Source organism: Brevibacterium sp. NPDC049920 (genome assembly GCF_040656435.1).
Lineage (GTDB): Bacteria > Actinomycetota > Actinomycetes > Actinomycetales > Brevibacteriaceae > Brevibacterium > Brevibacterium pityocampae.
Genome location: NZ_JBFAMF010000028.1, coordinates 1 through 2,287, shown reverse-complemented (window position 1 = coordinate 2,287; position 2,287 = coordinate 1). Strand labels below are relative to the sequence as shown.

3 protein-coding genes are annotated in these 2,287 nt (G+C 65.4%); 2 read left to right on the top strand and 1 reads right to left on the bottom strand.

The window, feature by feature from the left end; all coding sequences use genetic code 11:
* Window positions 1-159 precede the first annotated feature (159 nt).
* The gene (locus AB0I45_RS13840) at window positions 160-711 is read right to left on the bottom strand and encodes a TetR/AcrR family transcriptional regulator (RefSeq protein ID WP_012397337.1); all 552 of its coding nucleotides are present in this window, start codon (window positions 709-711) and stop codon (window positions 160-162) included.
* An 83-nt stretch (window positions 712-794) separates the two neighbouring features.
* On the opposite strand from AB0I45_RS13840, the gene AB0I45_RS13835 reads away from it, so the two are divergent.
* Together AB0I45_RS13835 and AB0I45_RS13830 are read left to right on the top strand one after the other, a co-directional pair.
* On the top strand, window positions 795-1,250 hold the full coding sequence (locus AB0I45_RS13835) for a DoxX family protein (protein WP_026077386.1): 456 nt from the start codon (window positions 795-797) through the stop codon (window positions 1,248-1,250).
* A complete protein-coding gene (locus AB0I45_RS13830) occupies window positions 1,247-2,215 on the top strand; it encodes an IS481 family transposase (protein WP_360318924.1) in 969 nt (322 codons plus the stop codon). The genes AB0I45_RS13835 and AB0I45_RS13830 overlap by 4 nt, the downstream gene beginning before the upstream one ends.
* The last annotated feature ends 72 nt before the right edge of the window (window positions 2,216-2,287 follow it).

Below are 2,287 nucleotides of genomic sequence, written 5' to 3'. Positions count from 1 at the left end.
CCCTGCGGCCGGTCGGAGCAGGCAGCAAGTCAGCGATCAGCGACCATTGAGCATCCGTGAGCAGTTGGAATCTCGACATGCTCCCAGGCTCTCAGCCAGCGAACCACATCATTGTCAGACACGCCCTAGTTGTACTAACCGGGGACGTTGATCGAAGACTTACGCGAAGAGTTGCCGAGCGGCGCGGCGGGCGAGATCGTCTGTTTGAAGATCGGGGGTAGCGCCTTCGGCTGCAAGGGATGCAAGCCCGTGAACCAGGGACCAGGCCACGTGCGCTGCTTCCGAGGTTGTCAGGTGTGCCCTGCGTTCTGCGGGTATTGATTCGACGCCTGCCATAAGCGCCTCCATCGAGGATGCCCGGGCTGCACTCAACTCACCGTCATCGGCGTGGAGCAGCTCCGGCCTGTGCATCACGGCGTAGTGGCCAGGGTGCTCACGTGCGAACCTGACGTACGCGACTGCTGCCTCGTCGAAGCCACCAGCCGTGGCTGCGGCCACATCGGCGGCAAGCAGGCGCAGACCTTGCGCGGCTAGCGCCGTGAGCAGCCCTCGTCGATCGCCGAAATGATGCGCGGGTGCGCCATGCGAGACCCCGGCCCGACGGGCAAGCTCGCGCAGCGACAGTGAACTGGGTCCAACCTCGTCGATCATCTGCGCCGACTCGTCGAGGAGTGCTCGTCTTAGGTCGCCGTGGTGATATCCGTCGCTCATGACCACACCCTATGAGTTCGATCTAGGCATCGACCAGATCAAAGACTAGACTGATCTAGTCATTGTCTAGATAGGGAGTTCCCATGGCACCTTTGATCGTCCTACTCGTCTTCACAACTCTTGCCCGAGCGGTGGGGGCGCTGGGCGTCGGCTACGTCGCCTCCTGGCCCGCCGCCACGGCTGTGGGGCTGGCTGCCATGTTCATCGTGACCGGCGCCAGCCACTTCTTCCCTGCACGGCGGGCAGGGCTCATCGCCATCGTCCCACCGGCTCTCAAGCATCCCGCCGCGCTGGTCGCACTCACCGGCGTGCTCGAGCTGCTGGGTGCCGTCGCCCTTCTCGTTCCTCCCGAGGCGGGACAGCTGCGCGTGGCAGCAGCGCTCAGTCTGGCCGTGCTGCTGTTCGTGATGTTCCCCGCGAATGTCTACGCGTCACAAGCCCGTAGGTCTGAGCACTCACCCAACACGCCCCTGCCGCAGCGAACGGCGATGCAGTGCGTCTTCATCGCGGCGACACTCTTCGTGGCTCTGGCTTCATGACACGAGGACATCACGCCAACGCCGCTCTCACGCCCCGACACCGACTCAAGGTCGCCCGTCTCGTCGTCGACGACGGCTGGCCGATCAGTGAAGTCGCCGCGCGGTTCCAAGTGTCATGGCCGACCGTGAAGCGATGGGTCGACCGCTACCTGGTCGGCGAGTCCATGCAGGACCGGTCGTCGCGCCCGAGGACTTCGCCGAACAAGACCCCGAAGTCGGTGACGAAGCGCTGCGTGAGCCTTCGAATGCGACTGCGGGAAGGGCCCGTTCAGCTCGCTTCCCGACTCGACATCGCACCGTCCACCGTGCATCGCATCCTCACCACGGCGCGCCTGAACCGGTTGTCCTACGTGGACCGCGCCACCGGTGAGCCCATCCGCCGGTACGAGCACCCTCACCCCGGGTCGCTGGTTCACGTGGACGTGAAGAAGGTCGGGAACATCCCTGACGGTGGCGGTTGGCGGTACGTCGGCCGCCGCCAAGGCGAGAAGAACCGCGCCGCCACGCCAGGCAAGCCGCGCAACCAGTACGGCGGCCCGAAACTCGGGTACGCGTTCGTCCACACCGTCATCGACGACCACTCCCGCGTCGCATACACCGAGGTCCACGACGACGAGACCGCCGTCACTGCCGTCGCCGTCCTTCGCCGGGCGGTGCAGTGGTTCGCCGGCCATGGCGTCACCATCGAGCGGGTGCTGTCGGACAACGGTGGGGCGTACCGCTCGCACCTGTGGCGCGACACCTGCCATGGCCTGTCGATCACGCCGAAACGGACCCGCCCGTACCGCCCGCAGACCAATGGGAAGGTGGAGCGCTTCCACCGGACGATGGCCGACGGGTGGGCCTACGCCCGCTGCTACACCAGCGAGCAAGAACGCCGCGACGCGCTCGAGCCGTGGCTGGGGCACTACAACGAAGTGCGACCGCTGTCGCGCGTCAGACTTAGTGGCAGGGCCGTTATGTAGGTCCTGAAGGAGAGTCAGACATGGGTAGACCACCCTCGATTCCGGCGGAGAAGAAGACCCGGATAGTGCTGA